Here is a 25,438-nt window from a genome sequence, read left to right as displayed (position 1 = left end):
AAACGGCCCCTAAGGGCCGTTTGGTGCCAAAGGGTGAGGTTAGCCACCCAAGTAAGCGTCACGCACTTTTGGGTCGTTGAGCAATTGCTCACCCGTGCCTTGCATGACCACCCGGCCGTTTTCCAGCACGTAGGCGCGGTCGGCGATTTTTAGCGCCTGGTTAGCGTTTTGCTCCACAAGGAACACGGTCACACCTTCATTGCGCAGTTGTTCGATGATGTCGAAAATCTGCTGGATGATGATGGGGGCCAGTCCCAGTGAAGGTTCGTCGAGCAGGAGCAGTTTCGGTTTGCTCATCAGCGCCCGACCAATCGCAAGCATTTGCTGCTCGCCACCGGACATGGTGCCGCCGCGCTGGGTAAAGCGTTCTTTAAGGCGCGGGAACAAGTGCAAAACCTTATCCATTTGCTCCTGGTAGTCATGCTTCTCGGTGAAAAAACCGCCCATGGCGAGGTTTTCTTCGACAGTCAGCCGGGCAAATACCCGGCGACCTTCAGGCACCACGGCGATGCTCTTGCGCATGATTTGTGCCGAGGTCAGCCCCACCAACTCTTCTCCGAGGTAGCGGATGCTGCCACTTTGGGCCTGTGGTGAGCCGCATAACGTCATCATCAATGTCGATTTGCCAGCGCCGTTGGCACCGATCAGGGTGACGATTTCGCCCTGACGCACTTCGACATTGACGCTGTGCAGCGCCTGGATCTTGCCGTAAAAGGTCGAAACGTTTTCGAATTGCAGCATTTACGCTTCCCCCAAATAGGCTTTGATCACGTCCGGGTTGTCGCGAATCTGCTCCGGTGTGCCGTCAGCCAGCGGTTTGCCTTGGTTGATCACCACAATGTGGTCAGAGATGCTCATGACCAGCTTCATGTCGTGCTCGATCAGCAGCACCGTGGCGTTGTGCTCGTTGCGCAACACACTGATCAACGCTTTGAGGTCTTCGGTTTCCTTGGGGTTCAAGCCCGCCGCCGGTTCGTCGAGCATCAGGATGCGCGGACGGGTCATCATGCACCGGGCAATTTCCAGTCGACGTTGCTGGCCGTAGGCGAGGGTACCCGCCGGGCGGTTGGCAAACTCGGTCAGGTTGACCTTGTCCAGCCAATAGGCGGCGTACTCCATGGCTTCGCGTTCGCTTTTGCGGAAGCCCGGCGTTTTGAACAGACCGGCGAAGAAGTTGGTGTTGAGGTGGCGATGCTGAGCAATCAGCAAGTTTTCAACGGCGGTCATGTCCTTGAACAGACGCACGTTCTGGAAGGTGCGCACCACGCCTTTTGCCGCGATTTCATGCCCGGCCAGACCCTGGATAGGCTGATCGTCCAGCAGGATGGTACCTGCCGAGGGTTTGTAAAAACCGGTCAGGCAGTTGAACACCGTGGTCTTGCCGGCGCCGTTAGGGCCGATCATGGAGACCACTTGTTTTTCCTTGACGGTCAGGGACACACCATTCACCGCCAACAAGCCGCCAAAGCGCATGCTCAGGCCGCTGACTTTCAGAATCTCGCGGCTCATTTTCGCAGCTCCAGGTGAGGACGTTGCATGGGTAGCAGGCCTTGCGGGCGCCATATCATCATAAGCACCATTAATGCCCCGAACAGCAGCATCCGGTACTCACTGAAGTCACGCATCATTTCGGGTAGCAGAATCATCACCACAGCCGCCAGAATCACACCCAGCTGTGAACCCATGCCGCCCAGTACCACGATGGCCAAAATGATCGCCGATTCAAGGAAGGTGAAGGATTCTGGTGTTACCAGACCTTGGCGTGCGGCAAAGAAGCTGCCTGCAAAACCAGCGAAAGTGGCACCCAGGGTGAAGGCCGACAGTTTGATGATGGTCGGATTCAGGCCCAGTGCTCGGCAGGCGATTTCGTCTTCACGCAGTGCTTCCCAAGCGCGGCCGATGGGCATGCGCAGCAAGCGGTTGATCACGAACAGGACAATCAGCACCAGCACCAGTGCAATCAGGTACAGGAAGATCACTTTGTTGATCGAGTTGTAGGGGATGCCGAAATATTCGTGAAACGTCTGCATACCCTCAGCGGCTGTTCGGTCGAAACTCAGGCCGAAAAGAGTCGGTTTTGGAATGTTGCTGATGCCGTTTGGCCCGCCGGTGATGTCCGTCAGGTTACGCAGGAACAAGCGGATGATCTCGCCAAAACCCAGGGTGACAATTGCCAGATAGTCGCCGCGCAAACGCAGAACCGGAAACCCCAGCAGGAAGCCGAAGGTCGCGGCCATCAAACCAGCCAATGGCAGGCAGACCCAAAAACTGAACCCGAAATAATGCGACAGCAGCGCGTAGGTATAAGCCCCTACAGCGTAGAAGCCCACATAACCGAGGTCGAGCAAACCCGCCAAACCGACCACGATATTCAGGCCAAGGCCGAGCATGACGTAGATCAGGATCAGGGTGGCGATGTCGACTGCGCCGCGAGAGCCGTAGAACGGCCAGACCAATGCCACAATGACCAGACCGAGAATGATCCAGCGCTGGGTACTGGGCAGCGTCAGGAAATTGGTGGCCTTGCCTGGAACTTTGGGTAATCCGGGGGTGGATTTCCACGCAGCACTCAACTGATCGCTGAACAGCACGCGCAGGAACAAAAGCAGCGAGCAGATGGCGATAACGCTGAGCGTAAAGGCGCTGGTGTTGTGAACTTCGATATTGACGCCAACGATCGTCAGTTTCAGACCGAGTATCGGGTAGGCCACTGCCCAGACCAACAGAGCGCTGAACAGCGCCGATTTAAAATGCCTAGTCATACTTTTTCAATCTCCGGACGTCCCAGAATGCCGGTCGGACGAAACAGCAGCACCAACACGAGCAGGCCGAAGGCCACTACGTCTTTGTACTGGTCGCCAAAAATATCGGCACCAAAGGCTTCGGCTACACCGAGAACCAGACCACCCAGCATCGCACCGGGAATACTGCCGATCCCGCCTAATACCGCCGCGGTGAAGGCTTTTAATCCTACGAGGAAGCCGGAGCCGGGGTTGATCACGCCGTATTGAACGCTGATCAGAACAGCTGCAACAGCAGCCAAAGCGGCACCAATGACAAAGGTCAGGGCAATGACGTTGTTGGTATTGATACCCAACAGGTTGGCCATCTTCATGTCTTCGGCGCAGGCACGGCAGGCGCGGCCAAGGCGTGAACGGGAGATAAACAGGGTCAGACCGAGCATGGCCAGAAGTGTGACCACGAACACGACGATTTGCATGTAAGAGACAACGACTTCACTCGCACCGCCCGGGCCGAAGGTGAAACCGCCGGGAATCAGGTTAGGGATCGATTTGTCTTTGGAGTCCTGAGACAAAAGCACCATGTTTTGCAGGAAGATCGACATGCCGATGGCAGAAATCAACGGGATTAGACGATTACTGCCCCGCAGTGGACGGTAAGCCACACGTTCAATGCTGTAGCCATAGGCACTGGTGACCACGATGCTGGCGATAAACGCCCCGGTCAGCAGTAGAGGCACACTGTCCAGACCCATCATGGTCAGGCCGGCGATGGCAATAAACGCGATATAGGAACCAATCATGTACACCTCGCCATGGGCGAAGTTGATCATTCCAATGATGCCGTAAACCATCGTGTAGCCGATGGCGATCAGGGCATACGTGCTGCCAACGTTGAGGCCGTTAACCAGCATTTGGAAGAAGTGATAGATGTCAGGCATTACAAAGCTCCTAAAAACCTGAGACGCATTTCACTGGTGGAGTCATTTTCCGGCCTGTGTTGCATGGGATTTAACCCACTTCGGACACAGGTCATTTGCCAGCGAACCGCTGGTGACGGTTTTAAAGATTTTCAGGTGGGCAGGTTTCCGGATCACGAAAGCGCGGCCCCATGTGCGTCAAACAATGATCGGTAAAACAAAACCCACCGCTCGCGCAGTGGGCTTTGTGGTCAGATCAACTGCCAACCCTTACTGAGGGCTTGCTTCGGTTTTAGGTTTGCCGAAATGCCATTCGTAGACCACGAACTTGAAGTTCTTCAGGTCGCCTTTATCGTCGAAGCTCAGGTCACCCATTGGGGTTTTGAAGGTGCCTTTATGGATGGCTTCGGACACTTTTGCAGTGTCTTCGCTTTTGGCTGCCTGGATACCCTGGGCGATGACGTCAACGGCTGCATAAGCCGGGAAAACGAACGGGCCGGTAGGGTCTTTTTTGTCCGCAACAAACTTCTCTACCAATACCTTGTTTTCTGGCAGTTGGTCGAACGCCTGAGGCAGTGTGACCAGCAAACCTTCGGACGCCCCCTGAGCGATTTGCGAGATGGAGTCATTACCCACACCTTCCGGGCCCATAAACTTGGCTTTCAGGCCTTTTTCCTGGGCTTGACGCAGAATCAAACCCAGCTCCGGGTGGTAACCGCCGTAGTAAACGAAATCGACATTGGCTTGTTTGAGTTTGGCGATCAGGGACGCGAAGTCCTTGTCACCGGCATTGATACCTTCAAACACGGCAACTTTGACACCTTTGTCTTCCAGCGTCTTTTTAACAGCGCTGGCTATCCCTTCGCCGTACTGCTGTTTGTCGTGAACGACTGCGACGACTTTTGGTTTGACGTGATCAGCGATGTAGTTGCCAGCTGCCGGGCCTTGGGCGCTGTCCAGACCAATGGTGCGGAAAATATTCTTGTAACCACGAGCGGTGATTTCCGGTGCGGTGGCGGCCGGGGTGATCATGATGATGCCTTCGTCTTCGTAGATGTCCGAAGGAGGCTGAGTGGAGCTGGAGCACAAGTGACCGACAACAAATTTAACGCCGTCATTCACGACTTTGTTGGCTACGGCAACTGCTTGTTTTGGGTCGCAGGCATCGTCGTACTCAACCGCTTCAAGCTTCTTGCCATCTACGCCACCTTTGGCATTGATGTCTGCGATAGCTTGTTTGGCGCCGATGAACTGCATGTCCCCATACTGAGTAACTGGCCCGGTTTTAGGGCCAGCAATACCGATCTTGATGGTGTCTGCAGCAAATGAATGGCTGGCAACCCCGGCCAGAATCATTGCGGCAAACAGTTTAGTCATGTGCTTAGTAGCCATCTCTATTGGTGCTCCACTCTATGTTGTAATTTTTATAGTCCTGGAAGCCAAGGCAGCCGGACCGGGTCATCTTCTGCGCGAATTTCCCGGTCAATCCCCCCTGCAACTGTACCGGTACAGTGTAGAGCGCCGGTTCAGCGCTTGAATAGCAGGCTGCTGGAGGAAAAAACACGGAATGTCGCTTAAACGAAAGAAAGAGACAGAAAAGCGGCGAATTCTGGTGATGATTGTTGTCAGAATGTTGCCATCTAAATCAGGCCTTTCTACGCCTTTGCTCTTTCGTCGCTCTACGCCTCTATTCGGGTTTTTCTACCAAGCCAGCGGCGCTATCATTGCGCCGATTTTTTTACCTGGTGGAACCCATGTCGCAAGAACCTAGCACCCTCTATGCCAAGCTGCTTGGCGAGACTTCAACTATTGAATGGAAAGCCTTACAGCCGTTCTTCGCCAAAGGAGACCTGTTGTGGGTCGAACAGGGTCTGGACTTGATCGAAGCCGCGCAGGCCGTTACTCAGGATGATGCAGAGAAAGTCTCGGCCTGGATGGCATCAGGCCTGCTTGGGAGAATGACGGGAGAGCAGGCGCTAGACGTTCTTGAACGTGACCCACAGCTCTGGGCTGTAGTGGTTTCGCCTTGGGTAATGGTCCAGGAAAGGGCGCAGAAATAACAAGGCGCACCATTACTGGGCGTGCCTGTGCGCTCATTTGTGGAGTGAGGAACGGGTAGGGAAGTAACTGGTTGCAGCGTAGTGGCGAATTGCCGTAGATAATCGCTACAGTCCGCGCCGTAGCGTATTCAAGCGATACAAGCCCTCTACTGTGAGAGGGCTTGTGGCGCTTTTTGGTCGATTAGCCTGCGACCAGTACGCGAATGGCTTCAAGACGCAAGGCGGCTTTTTCAAGCATGGCCAGGCTTTGCTCACGTTGTTTACGCAAGGCAACCAGTTCGCTGTCACGAACGCTCGGGTTGACCGCTTGCAAGGCAGTCAGGCGGGCCAGTTCTTCTTCAGTGTCGGCCGCCAGACGGCGCTTCGCTTCAGCCACACGCTCAGCGTGGCGTGGCGCGATTTTAGCCTCACCGGCGTTGATCTTCGGCGTCAGACTGTCGCGCTGAGCCTGAATGAACTTGTTGGCGCTGGCGCGTGGCACGCTCTCCAACTGCTCATTCAGGGTGTCAAAGGCCACACGCGATGACAGATCGTTGCCATTGGCATCCAACAGGCAACGCAGCGCCGCTGGCGGCAAATAACGACCCAGTTGCAGAGAGCGCGGGGCAACGACTTCACTGACGTAGATCAGCTCAAGCAGCACAGTACCGGGTTTCAGCGCCTTGTTTTTGATCAGCGCGACCGCCGTGTTTCCCATCGAGCCGGACCGCACGAGGTCCATTGCGCCTTGCACCATTGGGTGTTCCCAAGTGATGAACTGCATGTCTTCGCGCGACAAGGCCAGATTGCGGTCGTAGGTGATGGTCACGCCTTCCTCGTCGCCCAGCGGGAAGCTGGCGTCGAGCATTTTCTCGCTTGGCTTGAGGATCAGGGCGTTTTCGGAGTGGTCTTCGCTATCGATTCCGAAAGCGTTGAACAGCGTTTCCATGTAAATCGGCAAGGTGAATTGATCGTCTTGCTCAAGGATCGCCTCAACCAGCGCTTCACCTTCACCTTCACCCGAACCACCGGAGTTCAGCTCCAGCAAGCGGTCACGGCCGGTGTGCAGCTCCTGTTCGAGACGCTCGCGTTCGCTGCGGGCTTCGTCGATCAAAGCTTGCCACTCTTCATCGTCAGCCGCTTCCAGCAATGGCAGCAGGCGTGGGCCGAAGGTGTGTTGCAGTGCGTTGCCGGTCGGGCAGGTGTTGAGGAACGCGTTCAGTGCTTCGTGGTACCACTGGAACAGGCGCTGTTGCGGGCTGGTCTCCAGGTACGGCACGTGCAACTCAATGACGTGCTTCTGGCCGATTCGGTCCAGACGGCCAATGCGCTGTTCCAGTAAGTCCGGGTGGGACGGCAGGTCGAACAGCACCAAATGATGGGCAAACTGGAAGTTGCGGCCTTCACTGCCGATTTCCGAGCAGATCAATACCTGAGCGCCGAACTCTTCGTCAGCGAAGTAGGCAGCGGCACGGTCACGCTCAAGAATATTCATGCCTTCGTGGAAGACGGTTGCAGGAATGCCGGAACGAACGCGCAGGGCGTCTTCCAGATCCATGGCTGTCTCAGCGTGGGCGCAAATCACCAATACTTTGGTGCGTTTGAGCATTTTCAGGGTGTCGATCAGCCACTCTACACGCGGGTCGAAGTTCCACCAGCGTTGATCGTCAGTGGCGTCGGGCAAGGCTTGAAAGCTGACTTCAGGGTACAGCTCGGCGTGCTCGCCCAGCGGCAGTTCAAGGTATTCGTCCGGGCACGGCAGCGGGTAGGCGTGCAGTTTGCGCTCAGGGAAGCCTTTGATCGCGGCACGGGTATTACGGAACAGAACACGGCCAGTGCCGTGACGGTCGAGCAACTCGCGCACCAGACGGGCGCTGGCGTCGGTGTCGCCTTCGTTTACCGCGGCCAGTAATGCGTCGCCTTCGTCGCCGAGGAAACCGTGAATGGTGTTATGCGCCTCTGGGGAAAGGCGGCCTTTATCCAGCAACTCTTGTACGGCTTGAGCCACCGGGCGGTAGTTTTCGCTCTCGGCACGGAAGGCGGCCAGATCGTGGAAACGGTTTGGATCGAGCAGGCGCAAACGTGCGAAGTGGCTGTCCTGACCCAGTTGCTCCGGCGTTGCTGTCAGCAGCAATACGCCGGGGATGACGCCAGCAAGTTGCTCAACCAGACCGTATTCAGGGCTGACCTGATCTTCGTGCCACACCAGATGGTGCGCTTCATCGACGACCAACAGGTCCCAGTCGGCATCAAAAAGAGCGGCCTGCGCTTTAGGGTCGTCAACCAGCCATTCAAGGGCGACCAATGCCAGTTGGCAGTCTTCAAAGGGGTTGCTGGCGTCGCTTTCGATAAAGCGTTCTTCATCAAACAGCGCGACTTCAAGGTTGAAGCGACGACGCATCTCGACCAGCCATTGATGCTGGAGGTTTTCCGGGACGACGATCAAGACACGGTTAGCGCGGCCACTGAGCAGTTGGCGGTGAATCACCAGGCCGGCTTCAATGGTTTTACCCAAGCCAACTTCATCCGCCAGCAATACGCGTGGCGCGATCCGGTCGGCGACTTCGCGGGCAATGTGCAATTGGTGCGCGATGGGCTGCGCACGCACGCCACCCAATCCCCACAACGGCGATTGCAGTTGGCGGCTGGTGTGCTCAAGGGTGTGATAACGCAGGGAGAACCAGGACAGCGGGTCTATCTGGCCGGCGAACAAACGGTCGCTGGCCAAGCGGAACTGAATAAAGTTCGACAGCTGGGTTTCTGGCAGAGTGACAGGTTCGTTTTGCTCGTTGAGCCCGTGATAGACCATCAGACCGTCGGCATCTTCGACTTCGCGTACGGTCATCTTCCAGCCTTCGAAGTGGATGATGGTGTCACCCGGCGAAAACCGAACTCGCGTCAGCGGTGCGTTACGCAGCGAATATTGGCGGGTTTCGCCAGTGGCCGGATAGAGCACGGTCAACAAGCGACCGTCCTGTGCCAGAACGGTGCCTAAACCTAGCTCTGCTTCGCTGTCACTAATCCAGCGTTGCCCCGGTTGATACTGCTGCGCCATGCTGCCTGACTCCCGCTTTGAAAAAGCCGAGTATATTAACGCAGCAGGGGCCTCAGTCCAAAGGTCTCTCACAAAAAGCTGATCAGCTACCGAATGAGTATTCGATAAGTGGTTTAGGAGAACACCTGCATGCTGCCACCGATCTTGCCTTTGAGCGTTGTACCTGTGACGTCGCAACAGGACCCGGTGCGCCCACGCCCGGACATTGCGCCCGTGGTGCCTGCCCAGCCTTCATCGGCAGACAGCACGATCAATCTGAGTGAGAGCGACCGTGAACGGGCCGCCTTGTTGCTGCGTGAAGAACAGCAGCGTCAACAGGATAAGCGCCGGGGTGAAACACAGGCTCATCAGCCAGGCGATGAAGCGGGCGAAGAAAGCGAGGGAGGCGATTTGCCTTCTGTAGATGGTTTGCAGCGTCAGGGTGTGTGGGTGGATATCAAGGTCTGAGTTGTTTTTACTGGTCATGGGAAGGGGGTCGTCGCATTATTGGCCTATCACACACACACAGACAGTGACCCTATAGCGCCATGAGCCAAGACAACACGTTGGTCGACCTGGGTGCCGAGCGCGCCAAGCGGGTGCATGACCTTAAAGAAAAAAAGTTGAACGAAGTACGCATGGCTTTCGAGCAGGCGATGCCGCTGACAACGGCCAAGAAAAAGCCAAAGAAAAAATCCAAAAAGCGCTGAAACTCGGCGTTTTCCATGATCTGTGTCAAATACCCCTCATAACGGCATCTGGCCGTGGACCACTATTGATCCCGGTCAAGGTCTGCGCCTGCGTGTCTGGTTAATCTAGCTTCAACACACAGACAGACACGCAGGAGGCCGTCATGTTTCTTGATAACGTTGTTATCGCCGGGGTGCTTACGGTGGGACTCATGATGGTGTTTTTTGCGGGTCTGGGCATTTTTATCTGGAAGGACTCACGCAAGCGCAAGTAGCGCGAGTTTTTTTGGGGTATGAGCACGCAAGGCATTTTGGGCGACTTCGGTCGCCTATTTTTTTGCCTGCGCAAAACTGTGTTGATCGCATTCCAGGATGAGAGCGGCGTCGTGGCTGGCCCTCACCCCAACCCTCTCCCAAAGGGAGAGGGGGCTCAATTGTGGTGGTATAAGGATTTGCTTTTGCCTTTAGTCCCCTCTCCCTCTGGGAGAGGGCTAGGGTGAGGGTTTTGGGCATAAAAAAAGGTACGACCCTGCGGTCGTACCTTTTCATATTGCAGTGCAGTTATCAGGCGAGGGCTTTGGAAGCCAGCCAGAACAACGTTGCAGACAGTGCAATGGTGGCTGGCAAGGTCAGGACCCAGGCCATCAGGATGGTTTTGATGGTGCCGCCTTGCAGGCCGCTTTTGTTCGCGACCATGGTGCCCGCCACACCCGACGACAGAATGTGCGTGGTGGAAACCGGCAGCGAGTAGATGTTGGCCAGACCGATCGCAAAGGTTGTGGTGATCTGCGCCGACATGCCTTGGGCATAGGTCATGCCCTGCTTGCCGATCTTCTCGCCGATGGTTTTAACCACGCGTCTCCAGCCAACCATTGTGCCCAAGCCCAATGCCAACGCGACTGCCAGAATCACCCAGAACGGGGCGTATTCAGTAGTGGCGGTCAGGTCTTTGCGCAGTTTTTCGAGGTCCGCTTTCTCGCGGTTATCAAGAACCGGCAGTTTGCTGACTTTCTTGGCGGTGTCGTCGAGGCACAGCAGGTAGCGACGAATTTCGATGCGCTTTTCAGCGGGGATCGAGTGATAGTCAGCCACGCCTTTCAACGAACCCAGCAAAGCAGCAATGGTCGGCTCGGTTTGTTGCGGGTTGCAGCTGAACTGCTCTGGCAAATCGCCTTTAACACTTTTGCCCAGTGCCAGGAACTCGCTCAGGGTGGCGTTGTTGCGCTGGTAGAACTGGCTCAAGTGCAAGGTGGCGTCGCGAGTCCGCTCGATTTGATAGGTCGTACTGTTGAGGTCCAGAACAAACACACTCGGCACGATACCAATCAGTACCAGCATGATCAGGCCAATGCCTTTCTGGCCATCGTTGGAGCCGTGAACAAAGCTCACGGTCATGGCGCTGATCACCAACACCAGACGGTTCCAGAAAGGTGGATGTTTTTTGTCATCCATCTTGCGGCGCTGTTCCGGGGTTTTGTGCATCTTGGACCCAGGGCGCCACCATTTCAGGCCGATCAACAGCAGTGCTGCTATCAGAAAACCGGCAAGTGGCGAGAAGACCAGCGAGGCACCAATGTCGATTGCCTTTTGCCAGTTAACGCCTTCACTCACAGGAATCCCTGTGATCAAGGCATTGGCCAGGCCTACACCCAGGATCGAACCGATCAAGGTGTGAGAGCTCGACGCAGGAATCCCGAAATACCAGGTTCCCAGGTTCCAGGTAATGGCAGCAGCGAGCAGTGAAAACACCATGGCCAGGCCGTGTCCGGTATTCACATTTACCAGAAGCTCTACGGGCAGCAGGTGAACGATGGCATAAGCCACGCCGACACCGCCCAGCAGAACGCCGAGAAAATTGAACACACCAGAGAAGAACACCGCCAGATGGGGCGGCATGGCTTTGGTGTAGATGACGGTCGCTACCGCATTCGCGGTGTCATGAAAGCCATTAATGAACTCAAACGCGAGAACAAAGGCTAGGGCGAAGAAGAGGCTGACAAGAACCCAGGCATCCAATGCGCTTAGTAAATCGATCATGAAGGTTTTCTGACACGGACATAAAGGGGGCGGAATTATGCCAGAAAACCCCGGTAATCAATGCACTAGCTGCTGGTTGGTAACATCTATAAATGAAAAATCTTGTAAGACGCTACGGCCGTTGTAAACCGGGAAAGCGCTACAAGCCCCTGAAAACAAAGGCTATGAGCAATCGTGATGCAGTGGCTTAGGCTTCTGGTTGAGTCTGATTCTGTTGTATGAAATATCTCATATCAGACGTTCGGCTGAGGTTAGCTACAGCTTCAACGCAGCAAACGGGCACATCCGCGATCACAAATAATCAATGACGCAGGGCTGTGAGCATGGCTCGGTTTGCTCAAATCCGAGGTTCACGACTCCTCGGATTTAAGCTCTTTTTCAATTTTTTGAATTTCCTGGCTGAAGGCCTGATCGAGCAGGCTGGCGCGTTTTTTCCAGGGCTTGCGCTCGGGCTCAGGTTGCGCGGCATAGGTCGTTATTTCGCCGCCGTAGACTTCCTTGTAACGTTGTTCCTGACGCTCAAGTTCTGCGCGCAGTTCGTCTTTCGTCGTCACAGTGTTACCTAATTGAGTAGAGATAAGATGGATTAGACCATCGTGTATGAGACTGAGGTAAATGAGTTAATTAAACGCGTCCTTTGAAACTACCTGCGAGCAACTTTAGTGGCAAACACCGTGGCCATTGCGGGGTATCAATTAATAATGACAGCGTGCGCAGAATGAACACTTGCTTGTTACACCGCACTGGGCAAGAAGCATGCGAGTAAATTGGATCCAATCAGGGGTGGTACGCCTGAGTCCTGAACTCATCAAGCTGCTGGCCATAAAGGCTCAAGGGATGGCGCTACTATCGCTGAATGACTTCGCATACGTCAACTTCCACATGATCGGCGTCTTACACAAATCGCTCGATAAACTAAGCGCTGTGCCCACCCGATTATTAAAGGGTGACCCGTTGAAGTGGGCACGGATATTAGTGTCTGTTTTGAACGGTTTTAACCCTGCGCTTATTAACCTGAACGTTGCTCTGTGCCGTCGACCTATTTAAAACCGCCGCCGTGAACAGTGTGTGCGAGTTTCGATTACACCGCTCTTCTGTATGTTAATGATCACTGTCCAGAGGGCGCGACATAGTTACGGGCGCTGGAAAGCAGATTGCGATTATCGGACGAAGGTTCGATAATCGCCCAACCTTGCGTGCGCCCTACACGTTTTTAGCTCAGGCAAGCCTGTCATTGCAGTCAACAGTCGAAGCAGGGGTTCAGGAATGAATGATCAAATGCGCACGTGCACTTCCTCTATCGCTCCGCCTATCGTGGCGTCTCCTGCAAAGCGAATCCAGGCGTTTACGGGTGATCCGGACTTTATGGCGTCGTTGGCCCGTGGTCTGGCCGTTGTGCAAGCGTTTCAGGAGCGTAAACGGCATTTGACGATTGCGCAGATCAGCCATCGCACCGAGATTCCGCGTGCCGCGGTGCGTCGATGCTTATACACGCTGATCAAGTTGGGTTATGCCACCACTGACGGCCGTACCTATTCCTTGTTGCCCAAGGTGTTGACGCTAGGCCATGCCTATTTGTCATCAACACCGCTGGCAGTTTCAGCCCAGCCTTATCTTGACCGCATGAGCGAACAGCTGCATGAGGCGTGCAATATGGCGACCCTAGAGGGCAACGACATCCTGTACATCGCCCGTTCGGCGACCACACAACGCTTGATCTCGGTGGACCTCTCGGTGGGTGGGCGTTTACCGGCCTATTGCACCTCGATGGGCCGCATTTTGTTGGCCGCGCTGGACGATGTAACGCTGCATGAATATCTGGCCAATGGCGAATTTCAGGCCAAAACCAGCCGTACTGTACACACGCCCCAGGCGCTCCTTGAATGCTTGCATCAGGTGCGCGAGCAGGGCTGGTGCATTGTCGATCAAGAACTGGAACAAGGTCTGCGTTCTATTGCCGTGCCGGTATATGACGCTTCCGGGCAGGTGCTGGCCGCGTTGAACGTTAGCACCCATGCCGGACGGGTCACACGAACGGAGCTGGAACAGCGCTTTCTGCCCATCATGCTCAATTCCAGCCGTGAATTGAGTGCTCAGCTGTTTACGTGAAGTGCAGCGAACGCATTCAACGTTATTCGATTAGCCAGCACACTAACTATGTGTTCGATAAACGAACACATAGTCGATTATCGGATTGTTTTGGCCCGTGACGGCGGCTTAACCTGCTGAGCATTCGGTGTCGCCCCGGCGCGCCTTTCTCAACTGCAAGTGACCAACAAGAAACGGGAGCTACCCCCATGGCAGACATCATTTCACTGCACGACGCTGTGAAACAATTTGTGCGCGATGGCGATACCGTTGCCCTCGAAGGTTTTACACATTTGATTCCGACTGCTGCGGGTCATGAAATTATTCGTCAGGGCAAGAAAGACCTTACCTTGGTTCGCATGACGCCTGACCTGATTTACGACCAGTTGATCGGTGCCGGGTGTGCGCGCAAATTGATCTTTTCATGGGGCGGCAATCCTGGCGTTGGTTCATTGCACCGGTTGCGCGATGCCGTCGAAAAACAGTGGCCGCAGCCATTGGAAATCGAAGAGCACAGTCACGCCGATCTGGCCAATGCTTATGTGGCGGGTGCTTCGGGCTTACCTTTCGCCGTGCTGCGAGCCTATGCCGGTTCAGACTTGCCCAAAGTTAACCCGCTGATCAAAACCGTCACGTGCCCGTTTACAGGCGAAGTGCTGGCGGCCGTGCCATCGGTGCGCCCGGACGTTACCGTCATTCATGCACAAAAGGCTGACCGTAAAGGCAATGTGCTGTTGTGGGGGATTTTGGGCGTTCAGAAAGAAGCTGCACTGGCGGCCAAACGCTGCATTGTGACCGTCGAAGAAATCGTCGACGACTTGCAAGCACCCATGAATGCCTGCGTATTACCGACCTGGGCCTTGAGCGCTGTATGCCATGTGCCTGGCGGTGCCCATCCGTCTTATGCCCACGGCTACACCGAGCGTGATAACCGCTTTTATCAAGCGTGGGACCCGATTGCTCGTGATCGCGAAACCTTTACCGCGTGGATTAACGAGTTTATTCGTGGCACTGCCAATTTCAGCGAATTTCAAGCCAAGTTGGCACGCGCTTCGGAGGCAAAATAATGACCTACTCCACCAATGAAATGATGACCGTTGCTGCTGCTCGTCGCCTGAAAAACGGCTCGGTCTGTTTTGTCGGCATCGGTCTGCCTTCCAAAGCCGCCAATCTGGCGCGCCTGACCTCGTCGCCCGATGTTGTGCTGATTTATGAATCCGGCCCGATTGGTGCCAAACCCAACGTGCTGCCGTTATCGATTGGCGATGGGGAACTGGCTGAAACGGCAGACACCGTCGTCTCCACCAGCGAAATTTTTCGCTACTGGCTGCAAGGCGGCCGGGTTGACGTAGGCTTTTTGGGCGCGGCCCAAGTTGACCGCTTTGGCAATATCAACACCACGGTGGTCGGTGATTATCACCAGCCTAAAGTGCGCCTGCCAGGTGCCGGTGGAGCGCCGGAGATCGCCGGTTCCGCGAAAAGCGTGCTGATCATCCTCAAACAGTCGGCGCGCTCCTTTGTTGAGCGTCTGGATTTCATAACTTCTGTGGGGCATGGCGAGGGCGGCGATTCACGCAAGCGTCTGGGCCTGCCGGGTGCCGGGCCCGTGGGCATCATTACTGACCTGTGCATCATGGAGCCGGAAGCCCAAACCAACGAATTTGTCGTGACAGCCTTACACCCGGGCGTGACCCGCGAGCAGGTCGTTGCCGCTACAGGTTGGGCGATTCGCTTTGCCGATAACGTAGAGCACACCGCTGAGCCTACCGAAGTTGAACTCAAGGCCTTGCGTGATCTGGAAGCCCGGACCGCCTTGGCCCACGGCCAGGCGCCAGGAGAAGCGTGATGCGTGAAGTCTTTATCTGCGACGCCATTCGCACCCCCATTGGCCGCTTTGGTGGCGGTTTGGCGGCGGTACGTGCCGATGATCTGGCCGCTACGCCGATCAAGGCGCTGATGGAGCGCAACCCAAGCGTGCAGTGGGATGAGGTCGACGAGGTGTTCTTCGGTTGCGCCAATCAGGCCGGCGAAGACAATCGCAATGTGGCGCGCATGGCCGCCTTGTTGGCCGGTCTGCCGGAGACGATTCCCGGAGTGACCCTCAACCGCTTGTGTGCTTCAGGCATGGATGCCATTGGCACGGCTTTCCGGGCGATTGCCAGCGGCGAGATGGAACTGGCGATTGCTGGCGGCGTCGAGTCAATGTCCCGTGCGCCTTTCGTCATGGGCAAAGCGGATGCCGCGTTCTCGCGCAACATGAAGCTGGAAGACACCACGATTGGCTGGCGTTTCATCAACCCGTTGATGAAAGCCCAATACGGCGTGGATGCCATGCCTCAGACGGCTGATAACGTGGCCGACGAATACGGTATCTCCCGCGCCGATCAGGATGCGTTTGCCCTGCGCAGCCAGCAGCGCACTGCGGCAGCGCAGGCAGCAGGCTATTTTGCGGAAGAAATCGTGCCGGTGCGCATCGCCCATAAAAAAGGCGAGACCGTTGTTGAACACGATGAGCACCCGCGTGCAGACACGACACTGGCCACACTCAGCAAGCTCAAACCGGTCAACGGCCCGGATAAAACTGTCACCGCGGGCAACGCTTCGGGCGTCAATGATGGCGCTGCGGCCTTGATTCTGGCTTCGGCCGAGGCAGTGAAGCGTCACGGCCTTACGGCTCGGGCTCGTGTGCTGGGCATGGCCAGTGCCGGCGTCGCGCCTCGGGTCATGGGCATCGGCCCGGTGCCAGCGGTACGCAAACTGGTCGAACGGCTGGGTGTTGCCGTCAGCGACTTTGATGTGATCGAGCTCAATGAAGCCTTTGCCAGTCAGGGCCTTGCCGTGCTGCGTGAGCTGGGTCTGGCAGATGATGCGCCGCAGGTTAACCCCAATGGCGGGGCCATTGCCTTGGGCCATCCATTGGGCATGAGCGGGGCGCGGATTGTGATGACTGCACTCCATCAGCTGGAAAAAACCGGCGGCAAGAAGGGGTTGGCGACCATGTGCGTCGGCGTCGGCCAAGGTCTGGCGTTGGCGATCGAACGGGTCTGATAGCGCGATGTGACAAAGCCGGGCGATTGATCAATCAATCGTTCGGCTTATTGTGATTATGGCGTTAGATGTTGCAAGGTATGTCGGTATGCAACTAAACCCTGATGAGTATAAAAACATGACAACAGCCACTCACTACACAGGAGAGGAGCGCAGAAAAAGGATTTTTGCGATTGTCGGTGCGTCTTCCGGCAACCTCGTCGAATGGTTCGACTTCTACGTATATGCCTTCTGCGCGATCTACTTCGCGCCTGCTTTCTTCCCATCCGATGACCCGACGGTTCAATTGCTGAACACGGCCGGGGTATTCGCGGCTGGCTTTTTGATGCGTCCTATCGGTGGCTGGATTTTCGGCCGGGTAGCCGATAAACACGGGCGCAAGAACTCAATGATGATATCGGTGCTGATGATGTGCGCCGGTTCTCTGGTTATCGCCTTTTTGCCCACCTATGCCTCAATCGGCGCCTGGGCGCCGGCGTTGCTGTTGGTGGCGAGGCTGTTTCAGGGGTTGTCGGTGGGCGGTGAATACGGCACCACGGCGACCTATATGAGCGAAGTGGCCCTTAAAGGTCAGCGTGGTTTCTTTGCCTCCTTCCAATACGTCACCCTGATCGGCGGCCAACTGCTGGCCGTATTGGTGGTGGTGATCCTTCAGCAATTTTTGTCGGAAGACGAGTTGCGTGCCTGGGGCTGGCGCGTGCCTTTCGTGATTGGTGCGCTGGCCGCGCTGATTTCGTTGATGCTGCGTCGTTCCCTGAAGGAAACCACCAGCGCTGAAACGCGACAGGATAAGGACGCTGGCAGTATCCGGGCCTTGTTCCGCGACCATAAAGCTGCGTTTATTACCGTATTGGGTTATACCGCAGGCGGTTCGCTGATTTTCTACACCTTTACGACGTATATGCAGAAGTACCTGGTGAACACGGCCGGTATGCATGCCAAAACCGCCAGCTACATCATGACCGGCGCACTGTTCCTTTATATGTGCATGCAGCCGGTGTTCGGCATGTTGGCGGACAAGATTGGCCGCCGCCAGTCGATGCTGTGGTTTGGCGCGCTGGGCACACTGTGCACCGTACCGATTCTGCTGACACTGAAAACTATCTCCAGCCCGTTTTTGGCCTTTGTGCTGATCACATTGGCGTTGGCGATTGTCAGCTTTTACACCTCGATCAGCGGCTTGGTGAAAGCTGAAATGTTCCCGCCTCAAGTGCGGGCGTTGGGGGTCGGTCTGGCTTACGCCGTAGCCAATGCCATTTTTGGCGGATCAGCGGAATACGTGGCGTTGGGGCTCAAGTCGATGGGCATGGAAAACACCTTTTACTGGTATGTGACGGCCATGATGGCCATCGCTTTTCTGTTCAGCTTCCGCTTGCCCAAGCAACCCAAGTACCTGCACCACGACCTATGAAGCACCGCGCGCGTCTTTGAAGGGCGCGCGCCTTCCAGGAAGGGTTTATGAGCGAGTGCAAGAGTCACCAACTGTTCGATGCGTACTTCACGGCCAAGGCCATGGGGGGCGTGTTCAGTGATCATGGTCGGGTTCAGGCCATGCTGGATTTCGAAGCGGCACTGGCGCGTGCTCAGGCGCGGGTCGGGCTGATCCCTCAGTCAGCGGTGATGCCGATCCACGTGGCATGCCGAGCCAGCCTGTATGACTTCGACGCCTTGGGGCAGGCGATTGCTACGGCGGGCAACTCCGCGATCCCGTTGGTCAAAGCCTTGGGTAAACAGATAGCCATCGCCGTGCCAGAAGCAGAGCGCTATGTGCATCTGGGCGCGACCAGTCAGGACGTGATGGACACCGGCTTGGTGTTGCAACTGCGATCAGCCCTCGCCTTGATTGATCATGATCTGCATCGGCTAGGCGATGTCCTGGCTGAGCTGGCCCTGCGTTATGCCACCACGCCGCTCGCAGGCCGAACCTGGCTTCAACAGGCGACGCCTGTCACCTTGGGCATGAAAATAGGCAGTTGGCTGGGGGCGGTGAGCCGTAACCGTCAGCGCCTGAATGAATTGAAACCCCGCTTGCTGTGTCTGCAATTTGGCGGCGCTTCGGGCACCCTGGCGTCACTGGGTGATCACGCATTGCCCGTGGCGCACGCGTTGGCTGAAGAACTTCAATTGCAACTACCCGATCAGCCCTGGCACACGCAGCGTGATCGTTTAGTCGAGTTTGGCGCGGTATTGGGCCTGATTGCGGGCGGTCTCGGCAAAATTGGGCGTGACATCAGTTTATTGATGCAGACCGAAGCCGCTGAAGTCTTCGAACCCTCGGCGCCGGGCAAGGGCGGTTCTTCAACCATGCCGCACAAGCGCAACCCTGTGGGGTCGGCGGTGCTGATCAGTGCTGCCACGCGTGTGCCGGGTTTGCTGAGCACCTTGTTCAGCGCCATGCCGCAAGAGCATGAGCGCAGCCTGGGGCTGTGGCACGCCGAATGGGAAACCCTCCCCGAGATATGTTGCCTGGTGTCCGGGGCACTGGCTCAAGCGTTGACGATTGCGCAAGGGTTGGAAGTGGATGCCGAACGCATGGCCAGCAACCTTGATCTGACCCACGGGTTGGTGCTGGCTGAAGCGGTCAGCAGTGTGCTGGCTCAGCGCATAGGGCGTGAAGCCGCGCATCACGTGCTGGAACAATGTTGCAAACGGGCCGTCGCCGAGCACCGCCACTTGCGTGCGGTGCTGGGCGAAGAACCTCAAGTGTGCGCCCAGCTGTCGTCACACGAACTGGATCGTTTGCTCGATCCGGCTTATTACCTTGGTCAGGCGACGACGTGGGTTGAGCGTGCGCGGGCTGAACATTTTGCACTTGAATCATAAAAAGGAGCACTGCGTGGGACGTGTACAACTTGCTGAAGGTGAACTCAATTACCAGCTGGACGGCCCGCAGGGGGCGCCGGTGCTGGTCTTGTCCAACTCGCTGGGCACGGATCTGGGCATGTGGGACGCGCAGATGCCTGCGTTTACTCAGCACTTTCAGGTTCTTCGCTACGACACCCGTGGTCATGGCCAGTCACTGGTCACCGAAGGGCCTTACACCATTGGGCAGCTGGGCGCTGATGTACTGGCCTTGCTGGACGCGCTGAAAATCGAGCGTGCTCATTTTTGCGGCTTGTCGATGGGCGGCTTGATCGGTCAATGGCTGGGCATCAATGCCGGTTCACGCCTGCACACGTTAGTGGTGTGCAATACCGCCGCCAAGATCGGCGAGCCAGCCGTGTGGAACCCGCGTATTGAAATGGTGCTGCGCGAAGGGGCTGCGGCAATGGCGGGTCTGCGCGATGCGTCAATTGCTCGCTGGTTCACCCCTGACTTTGCGCAGGCCAACCCGCAGCAAGCCAAGCGCATTACCGATATGTTGGCCGCCACCTCGCCACAGGGTTATGCCGCCAATTGCGCGGCGGTGCGCGATGCAGATTTTCGTGACCAGTTGGGCGCAATCACAGTGCCCACTTTGGTGATCGCTGGCACTGAAGACGCTGTCACCCCGCCTGCGGGCAGCCATTTCATTCAAGAGCATGTGCATGGCGCGCAGTATGCCGAGTTCCATGCCGCTCACCTGTCCAACGTACAGGCCGGTGATGCCTTCAGTCAGCGAGTGCTGGATTTTCTGCTCGCTGAGCAAGCGAATTAAGGAGCATTTTGTGGACGAAAAACAACGTTACGACGAAGGCATGAGCGTGCGCCGCGAAGTGCTGGGCGATGCTCATGTGGATCGCAGCCTCAATGCCCTGACCGAATTCAACAGTGAGTTTCAGGAAATGATCACCCGCCATGCCTGGGGTGATATCTGGACCCGCCCCGGCCTGCCGCGCCATACCCGCAGTCTGATTACCATTGCGATGCTGATCGGCATGAATCGCAGCGAAGAGTTGAAGTTGCACCTGCGGGCGGCGGCTAATAATGGCGTGACCCGTGCCGAGATCAAGGAAGTGTTGATGCAGAGTGCCATCTACTGCGGCATTCCGGCGGCCAATGCGACGTTCCATCTGGCTGAGTCGGTATGGGATGAACTAGGCGTGGAGTCGCGCGGCTAATATCTGCGTAGCAGTTGACGAGTAGTACGAGGCTACGTCCGGCTGCGCAGCAGTCGTAACGGTTTCTCGGCTTGAATCCTTGCGACGATTCCATCGTCGAACGCAGCCTCGCATTACTCGTCAGCTGCTACGGGATTTAAGGTTTTTCTCAAACAACAAACCCGCCAGAAGGCGGGTTTGTTGTTTAACCGAAACGCATCAAGCCTTGGGCGGCTCGTCCGAAATCGGACGGTTTTGCCCAGTCTGCTCGTACCAGCCACCACCCAGCGCCTTGTACAGATTGACTTCACTGGTCAACTGCGACAGACGGTCGGTGATCAATGATTGCTGCGCGCTGAACAACGAGCGCTGAGCATCAAGGAAGGTCAGGTTGCTGTCGATACCAATGCGATACCGACGCTCTGCCAAGCGGTAGTAATCCTGGTTGGCATTGACGAATTGGTTCTGCGCCTCCAGCTGCTGTTTGTACGTTTCGCGTGAAGCGAGACCGTCGGAGACTTCCTGGAACGCCGTCTGGATCGTTTTCTCATACTGAGAAACCGTGATGTCCTTCTGGATTTTCGAGTAGTCGAGGCTGGCGCGCAAAGCCCCTGCGTTAAAGATCGGCAGGGTAATTTGCGGCGAGAACAGCCACGTGCCCGAACCGCCCTTGAACAACCCTGACAAGTCAGGGCTCAAGGTCCCGGCATTGGCCGTGAGGCTGATGCTAGGGAAGAACGCGGCACGTGCGGCGCCAATGTTGGCGTTAGCGGCCAGCAGCTTGTGTTCGGCTTCAAGGATGTCCGGACGACGTTGCAGCAAGTCCGAAGGCAAACCTGCCGGAACTTCATTCAACAGGTCAGCGGCCAGCGGTTTGGCTGGCGACAGGTTGTCCGGCAACGATGTACCTAACAACAGCACCAGGCTGTTCTGATCCTGAGCGACCTGACGGGTATAACGCGCCAGTTGCACTTTGGCGTTTTCGACAGAGGTCCGCAGTTGGCTCACATCCAACGCTGAGGCCACACCCACTTCGTTGCTGCGCAACGTGAGCTTGTAGCTCTCGTTGAAGTTTTTCAGCGTGTCTTCAGTGAGCTTGAGCAGTTCTTTATCAGCCTGCCAGGTCAAGTAGGCATTGGCGACACTGGCCACCAGACTGATCTGGGTGGTGCGTCGCGCTTCTTCGGTTGCAAAGTAGTTCTGCAGCGCTTGCTCACTGAGGCTGCGTACTCGGCCAAACAAGTCCAGCTCATACGCACTGACCCCTAGGGTCGCTGAGTATTGACTGGTAATGCCCGACTCGCCGGTTTGCGACATGCGCGCCGGGGTACGTTGACGACTGCCGCTGGCATCCGCATTGACTGCCGGAAACAGGTCGGCGCGCTGGATGCGGTATTGCGCGGCATACGCGTCGATGTTCAACGCCGCGACCCGAAGGTCACGGTTGTTGACCAAGGCTGTTTGAATCAGCTGTTGCAGGGCCGGGTCATGGAAAAACTGACGCCAGCCTTGTTCGGCGGCGGCCTGATTGGCCGCCTCGGTTGGCGAGTAAGCCGGACCTTTTGGGTACTGCGCGGCTACCGGCGCTTCAGGGCGCTGGTAGTCCGGGATCAACGAGCAGCCGCCCAGCGTAAACGCGGCGATAGCTACTGCGAGAAGCGACTTGCTCATTGGCCAGCCTCTTTATTTGGAGTTTTAGTCAGGTCCACTTTCTTTTTACCTTCGGCACGCTTGCCGATGGCGGACACGGCTACGAAGAACAGAGGCACCCAGAAGATGGCCAGGACGGTGGCGCTCAACATACCACCAATCACGCCAGTACCGATGGCATGCTGACTGCCCGAACCTGCGCCGTTGGAAATAGCCAGAGGCACTACGCCGAGGATAAAGGCCAGCGAGGTCATGATGATCGGACGCAGACGCATGCGGCACGCTTCAATCGCCGCCTCAGTCAACGTTCGGCCTTGTTCATGCAGCTCTTTGGCGAACTCGACAATCAGAATGGCGTTCTTCGCTGCCAGACCGATGGTGGTTAACAGCCCCACCTGGAAGTACACGTCGTTGGACAAGCCGCGCAGGCTGGTAGCCAGCAATGCACCGATAATCCCCAGGGGTACGACCAACATCACCGCAATCGGAATCGACCAGCTTTCATACAGTGCAGCAAGGCACAGGAAGACCATCAGCAAGGAGATTGCGTACAGAGCAGGTGCTTGCGAACCGGACAGACGTTCCTCGTAGGACAGTCCCGTCCAGGCAATACCGACACCGGCTGGCAGCTTCTTGGCCAGTGCTTCAACTTCTGCCATTGCCTCGCCGCTGCTGTAACCCGGTGCAGGGGCACCCAGAATCTCCATGGCTTCTACACCGTTGTAACGCGACAGCTTCGGTGCGCCGTAGGTCCACTCGCCGCGGGCAAAGGCCGAGAAGGGCACCATGGTTCCCTGATCGTTGGTGACGTACCACTTTTTCAGGTCTTCGGGGTTCATGCGCGAGGTCTCATCGCCTTGCAAGAACACCTTCTTCACCCGACCACGGTCGATAAAGTCGTTGACGTAACTGGCACCCAGCCCGATAGACAGCGTGTCGTTGATGTCTGACAGGCTGACACCCTGAGCGCGCGCGGCCTCATCGTCGATGATCAGTTTGTACTGAGGTTCGTCATTCAAACCGTTAGGACGTACGCCGGACAGGATTTTGCTCTGCGCGGCCATGCCGAGAAACTGATTACGCGCTTCCATCAGTTTTTCGTGACCGATACCAGCCCGGTCTTGCAAGTAAACGTCAAAACCGGTGGCGTTACCCAGCTCCATTACAGCTGGCGGAGCAAAGGCGAACACCATCGCATCGCGGAACGTGGAGAAGTGCTTTTGTGCCCGTGCTGCCAACGCAAATACGCTGTCTTCAGGGCCACGTTCGCTCCACGGCTTGAGCATGATGAAGGCCAGGCCAGAGCTTTGACCACGACCTGCAAAGTTGAAGCCGTTTACCGTAAAGACAGAAGATACGGATGAAGACTCATCTTTGAGCAGGTATTCACGCATCCTGTCGATGACGTCCTGCGTGCGTTCAGCTGTCGTTCCAGGCGGTGTCTGAACTTGAGCAAACAACACGCCTTGGTCTTCTTCTGGCAGGAAGGAGGTAGGAATGCGCGTAAACAAGAAGATCATGCCCACGACAATCAACACATAAGCCAGAAAGTACGGCGCTTTGTGACGCAGGATGCTGCTGACGCTGTTTTCGTAGCGTTTGACACCGCTGTCGAACGTGCGGTTGAACCAGCCGAAGAAACCGCGCTTGTTCTCGCCGTGATCACCTTTGGCGATCGGCTTGAGAATTGTGGCGCACAAGGCCGGAGTAAAGATCAAAGCGACCATCACCGACAGCGCCATCGCTGACACGATAGTGATGGAGAACTGACGGTAGATTACGCCGGTAGAACCGCCGAAGAAGGCCATCGGCAGCAATACGGCCGATAGCACCAAGGCGATACCGACCAGGGCGCCCTGAATCTGCCCCATGGATTTTTTGGTGGCTTCTTTGGGCGACAGGCCTTCTTCAGCCATCACCCGCTCGACGTTTTCGACCACCACAATGGCATCATCCACCAGCAAGCCGATGGCGAGTACCAAACCGAACATGGTCAGGGTGTTGATGCTGAAACCAGCTGCAGCGAGGATGCCGAACGTACCCAGCAATACCACCGGCACCGTCATCGTGGTGATGATCGTGGCGCGGAAGTTTTGCAGGAACAGGAACATCACCAGGAACACCAGCACAACCGCTTCTACCAGTGTTTCTACAACCCCTTCAATAGAGGCAGAGATCACAGGTGTCGTGTCATACGGGTAAACCACTTCCATGCCAGGCGGGAAGAAGGGTTGCAGATCCGCGATGGTTTGGCGTACCGCCTTGGCGGTGTTCAGGGCGTTGGCGTTTGTAGCCAGCTTGATTGCCAGGCCGGAGGACGGCTTGCCGTTGTACTGGGCGCTAACGCTGTAGTTTTCGCCACCCAATGCCACATCAGCGACATCGCTCAGGCGAACCTGGGAGCCGTCGGTGTTGACCTTGAGCAGAATTTTCTTGAACTCTTCGGCGGTCTGCAAACGCGTCTTGCCGATAATCGTGGCGTTGAGTTCCTGGCCTTTGACCGCTGGCAGACCACCCAGTTGCCCGGAAGACACCTGCACGTTCTGAGCTGAAATGGCCGATTTAACATTGACCGGCGTCAGATTGAACTTGTTCAACTTGGCCGGATCGAGCCAGATACGCATCGCGTACTGGGAGCCGAACACCTGGAAGTCGCCCACACCTTCGGTACGGGAGATAGGGTCCTGCATGTTGGAAACGATGTAGTTGGACAGGTCGTCCTTGTTCATCGTGCCATCAGTGGACACCACGCCGACGACCATCAGGAAGTTTTTCACTGCCTTGGTCACGCGGATACCTTGCTGCTGAACTTCTTGTGGCAGCAGCGGGGTCGCCAGGTTGAGCTTGTTCTGCACCTGAACCTGAGCGGTGTCAGGATCAGTGCCCTGGTTGAACGTAGCGGTGATGGTCATGCTGCCGTCGGAGTTACTTTCCGACGAGACATAACGCAAATTATCGATACCGTTCAGTTGTTGCTCGATCACCTGAACCACAGTGTCCTGCACGGTCTGCGCCGAAGCGCCCGGGTAGGTCACGGAAATCGAGATGGCCGGTGGTGCAATGCTCGGGTACTGGTTGATCGGTAGCTTCAGGATCGAAAGGGCCCCGACCAGCATCATCACGAGGGCAATTACCCACGCGAAAATTGGACGGTCGATGAAAAAATTCGACAT

At 56.4% G+C, this 25,438-nt stretch carries 22 protein-coding genes; 12 read left to right on the top strand and 10 right to left on the bottom strand.

Annotation, left to right across the window (positions count from 1 at the left end):
• Positions 1–39: 39 nt before the first annotated feature.
• The 5 genes from GHN86_RS03990 to GHN86_RS03970 form a co-directional block, all read right to left on the bottom strand.
• Positions 40–741 carry an ABC transporter ATP-binding protein gene (locus GHN86_RS03990; protein ID WP_153377730.1) on the bottom strand — a complete coding sequence of 234 codons (702 nt, stop codon included), beginning with the start codon at positions 739–741 and terminating at the stop codon, positions 40–42.
• Positions 742–1,509, bottom strand: coding sequence for a high-affinity branched-chain amino acid ABC transporter ATP-binding protein LivG (livG, locus tag GHN86_RS03985; RefSeq protein ID WP_153377729.1), 768 nt, complete (start codon positions 1,507–1,509; stop codon positions 742–744).
• Positions 1,506–2,762: a high-affinity branched-chain amino acid ABC transporter permease LivM gene (locus tag GHN86_RS03980; RefSeq protein ID WP_153377728.1), complete on the bottom strand. Its 1,257-nt coding sequence runs from the start codon at positions 2,760–2,762 to the stop codon at positions 1,506–1,508. The genes livG and GHN86_RS03980 overlap by 4 nt, the downstream gene beginning before the upstream one ends.
• Complete coding sequence (gene livH / locus GHN86_RS03975) at positions 2,759–3,682, bottom strand: high-affinity branched-chain amino acid ABC transporter permease LivH (protein WP_003443109.1); 924 nt, start codon at positions 3,680–3,682, stop codon at positions 2,759–2,761. Before livH ends, GHN86_RS03980 begins: the two co-directional genes overlap by 4 nt.
• 249 nt (positions 3,683–3,931) lie before the next feature.
• Positions 3,932–5,059: a branched-chain amino acid ABC transporter substrate-binding protein gene (locus tag GHN86_RS03970; RefSeq protein WP_323369194.1), complete on the bottom strand. Its 1,128-nt coding sequence runs from the start codon at positions 5,057–5,059 to the stop codon at positions 3,932–3,934.
• Between the two features lie 356 nt (positions 5,060–5,415).
• Here GHN86_RS03970 and GHN86_RS03965 point away from each other — a divergent pair, with 356 nt between their 5' ends.
• Positions 5,416–5,721, top strand: a complete 306-nt coding sequence (locus GHN86_RS03965) for a DUF2288 domain-containing protein (protein ID WP_153377726.1) — start codon at positions 5,416–5,418, stop codon at positions 5,719–5,721.
• Positions 5,722–5,902: 181 nt separating this feature from the next.
• On the opposite strand, the gene rapA is transcribed toward GHN86_RS03965, so the two are convergent.
• Complete coding sequence (gene rapA, locus GHN86_RS03960) at positions 5,903–8,755, bottom strand: RNA polymerase-associated protein RapA (protein ID WP_153386154.1); 2,853 nt, start codon at positions 8,753–8,755, stop codon at positions 5,903–5,905.
• A 129-nt stretch (positions 8,756–8,884) separates the two neighbouring features.
• On the opposite strand from rapA, the gene GHN86_RS03955 reads away from it, so the two are divergent.
• The 3 genes from GHN86_RS03955 (at position 8,885) to ccoM (ending at position 9,698) form a co-directional block, all read left to right on the top strand.
• On the top strand, positions 8,885–9,202 hold the full coding sequence (locus GHN86_RS03955) for an aspartate-semialdehyde dehydrogenase (RefSeq protein WP_153377724.1): 318 nt from the start codon (positions 8,885–8,887) through the stop codon (positions 9,200–9,202).
• Between the two features lie 80 nt (positions 9,203–9,282).
• The gene (locus GHN86_RS23370; RefSeq protein ID WP_194286186.1) at positions 9,283–9,444 is read left to right on the top strand and encodes a hypothetical protein; all 162 of its coding nucleotides are present in this window, start codon (positions 9,283–9,285) and stop codon (positions 9,442–9,444) included.
• Positions 9,445–9,587: 143 nt separating this feature from the next.
• A complete protein-coding gene (gene ccoM, locus GHN86_RS23935; protein WP_280116024.1) occupies positions 9,588–9,698 on the top strand; it encodes a cytochrome c oxidase subunit CcoM in 111 nt (36 codons plus the stop codon).
• A gap of 289 nt (positions 9,699–9,987) precedes the next feature.
• Here ccoM and GHN86_RS03950 read toward each other — a convergent pair whose 3' ends face one another.
• The gene (locus tag GHN86_RS03950) at positions 9,988–11,460 is read right to left on the bottom strand and encodes an inorganic phosphate transporter (protein ID WP_153377723.1); all 1,473 of its coding nucleotides are present in this window, start codon (positions 11,458–11,460) and stop codon (positions 9,988–9,990) included.
• 350 nt (positions 11,461–11,810) lie between these two features.
• Entirely contained in the window at positions 11,811–12,014 is a 204-nt protein-coding gene (locus GHN86_RS03945) for a hypothetical protein (protein ID WP_122784728.1), read from the bottom strand.
• A 712-nt stretch (positions 12,015–12,726) separates the two neighbouring features.
• Here GHN86_RS03945 and pcaR point away from each other — a divergent pair.
• From pcaR to pcaC, 8 genes are all read left to right on the top strand, one after another.
• Entirely contained in the window at positions 12,727–13,569 is an 843-nt protein-coding gene (pcaR, locus tag GHN86_RS03940) for a pca regulon transcriptional regulator PcaR (protein WP_153377722.1), read from the top strand.
• 188 nt (positions 13,570–13,757) lie between these two features.
• Positions 13,758–14,615: a CoA transferase subunit A gene (locus tag GHN86_RS03935; protein WP_153377721.1), complete on the top strand. Its 858-nt coding sequence runs from the start codon at positions 13,758–13,760 to the stop codon at positions 14,613–14,615.
• On the top strand, positions 14,612–15,394 hold the full coding sequence (locus GHN86_RS03930) for a CoA-transferase subunit beta (RefSeq protein WP_323369192.1): 783 nt from the start codon (positions 14,612–14,614) through the stop codon (positions 15,392–15,394). The genes GHN86_RS03935 and GHN86_RS03930 overlap by 4 nt, the downstream gene beginning before the upstream one ends.
• Positions 15,391–16,596, top strand: coding sequence for a 3-oxoadipyl-CoA thiolase (pcaF, locus tag GHN86_RS03925; RefSeq protein WP_323369173.1), 1,206 nt, complete (start codon positions 15,391–15,393; stop codon positions 16,594–16,596). The genes GHN86_RS03930 and pcaF overlap by 4 nt, the downstream gene beginning before the upstream one ends.
• A 118-nt stretch (positions 16,597–16,714) precedes the next feature.
• A complete protein-coding gene (locus GHN86_RS03920; protein ID WP_153377718.1) occupies positions 16,715–18,007 on the top strand; it encodes an MFS family transporter in 1,293 nt (430 codons plus the stop codon).
• A 47-nt stretch (positions 18,008–18,054) separates the two neighbouring features.
• The gene (locus tag GHN86_RS03915; RefSeq protein WP_153377717.1) at positions 18,055–19,419 is read left to right on the top strand and encodes a 3-carboxy-cis,cis-muconate cycloisomerase; all 1,365 of its coding nucleotides are present in this window, start codon (positions 18,055–18,057) and stop codon (positions 19,417–19,419) included.
• A 13-nt stretch (positions 19,420–19,432) separates the two neighbouring features.
• Positions 19,433–20,233: a 3-oxoadipate enol-lactonase gene (gene pcaD / locus GHN86_RS03910; protein ID WP_323369172.1), complete on the top strand. Its 801-nt coding sequence runs from the start codon at positions 19,433–19,435 to the stop codon at positions 20,231–20,233.
• A 10-nt stretch (positions 20,234–20,243) separates the two neighbouring features.
• Positions 20,244–20,636: a 4-carboxymuconolactone decarboxylase gene (pcaC, locus tag GHN86_RS03905; RefSeq protein WP_122784720.1), complete on the top strand. Its 393-nt coding sequence runs from the start codon at positions 20,244–20,246 to the stop codon at positions 20,634–20,636.
• A 198-nt stretch (positions 20,637–20,834) separates the two neighbouring features.
• Here the strand turns inward: pcaC and GHN86_RS03900 are convergent, their stop codons facing one another.
• Together GHN86_RS03900 and GHN86_RS03895 are read right to left on the bottom strand one after the other, a co-directional pair.
• Positions 20,835–22,286 carry an AdeC/AdeK/OprM family multidrug efflux complex outer membrane factor gene (locus tag GHN86_RS03900; RefSeq protein ID WP_153377715.1) on the bottom strand — a complete coding sequence of 484 codons (1,452 nt, stop codon included), beginning with the start codon at positions 22,284–22,286 and terminating at the stop codon, positions 20,835–20,837.
• Positions 22,283–25,438 carry an efflux RND transporter permease subunit gene (locus GHN86_RS03895; RefSeq protein WP_153377714.1) on the bottom strand — a complete coding sequence of 1,052 codons (3,156 nt, stop codon included), beginning with the start codon at positions 25,436–25,438 and terminating at the stop codon, positions 22,283–22,285. Before GHN86_RS03895 ends, GHN86_RS03900 begins: the two co-directional genes overlap by 4 nt.

The sequence above is a fragment of the Pseudomonas helleri genome (assembly GCF_009600315.1).
In the GTDB taxonomy this organism is placed as follows: Bacteria; Pseudomonadota; Gammaproteobacteria; order Pseudomonadales; family Pseudomonadaceae; genus Aquipseudomonas; species Aquipseudomonas helleri_A.
This window is presented reverse-complemented; position numbering and strand designations above follow the sequence as displayed.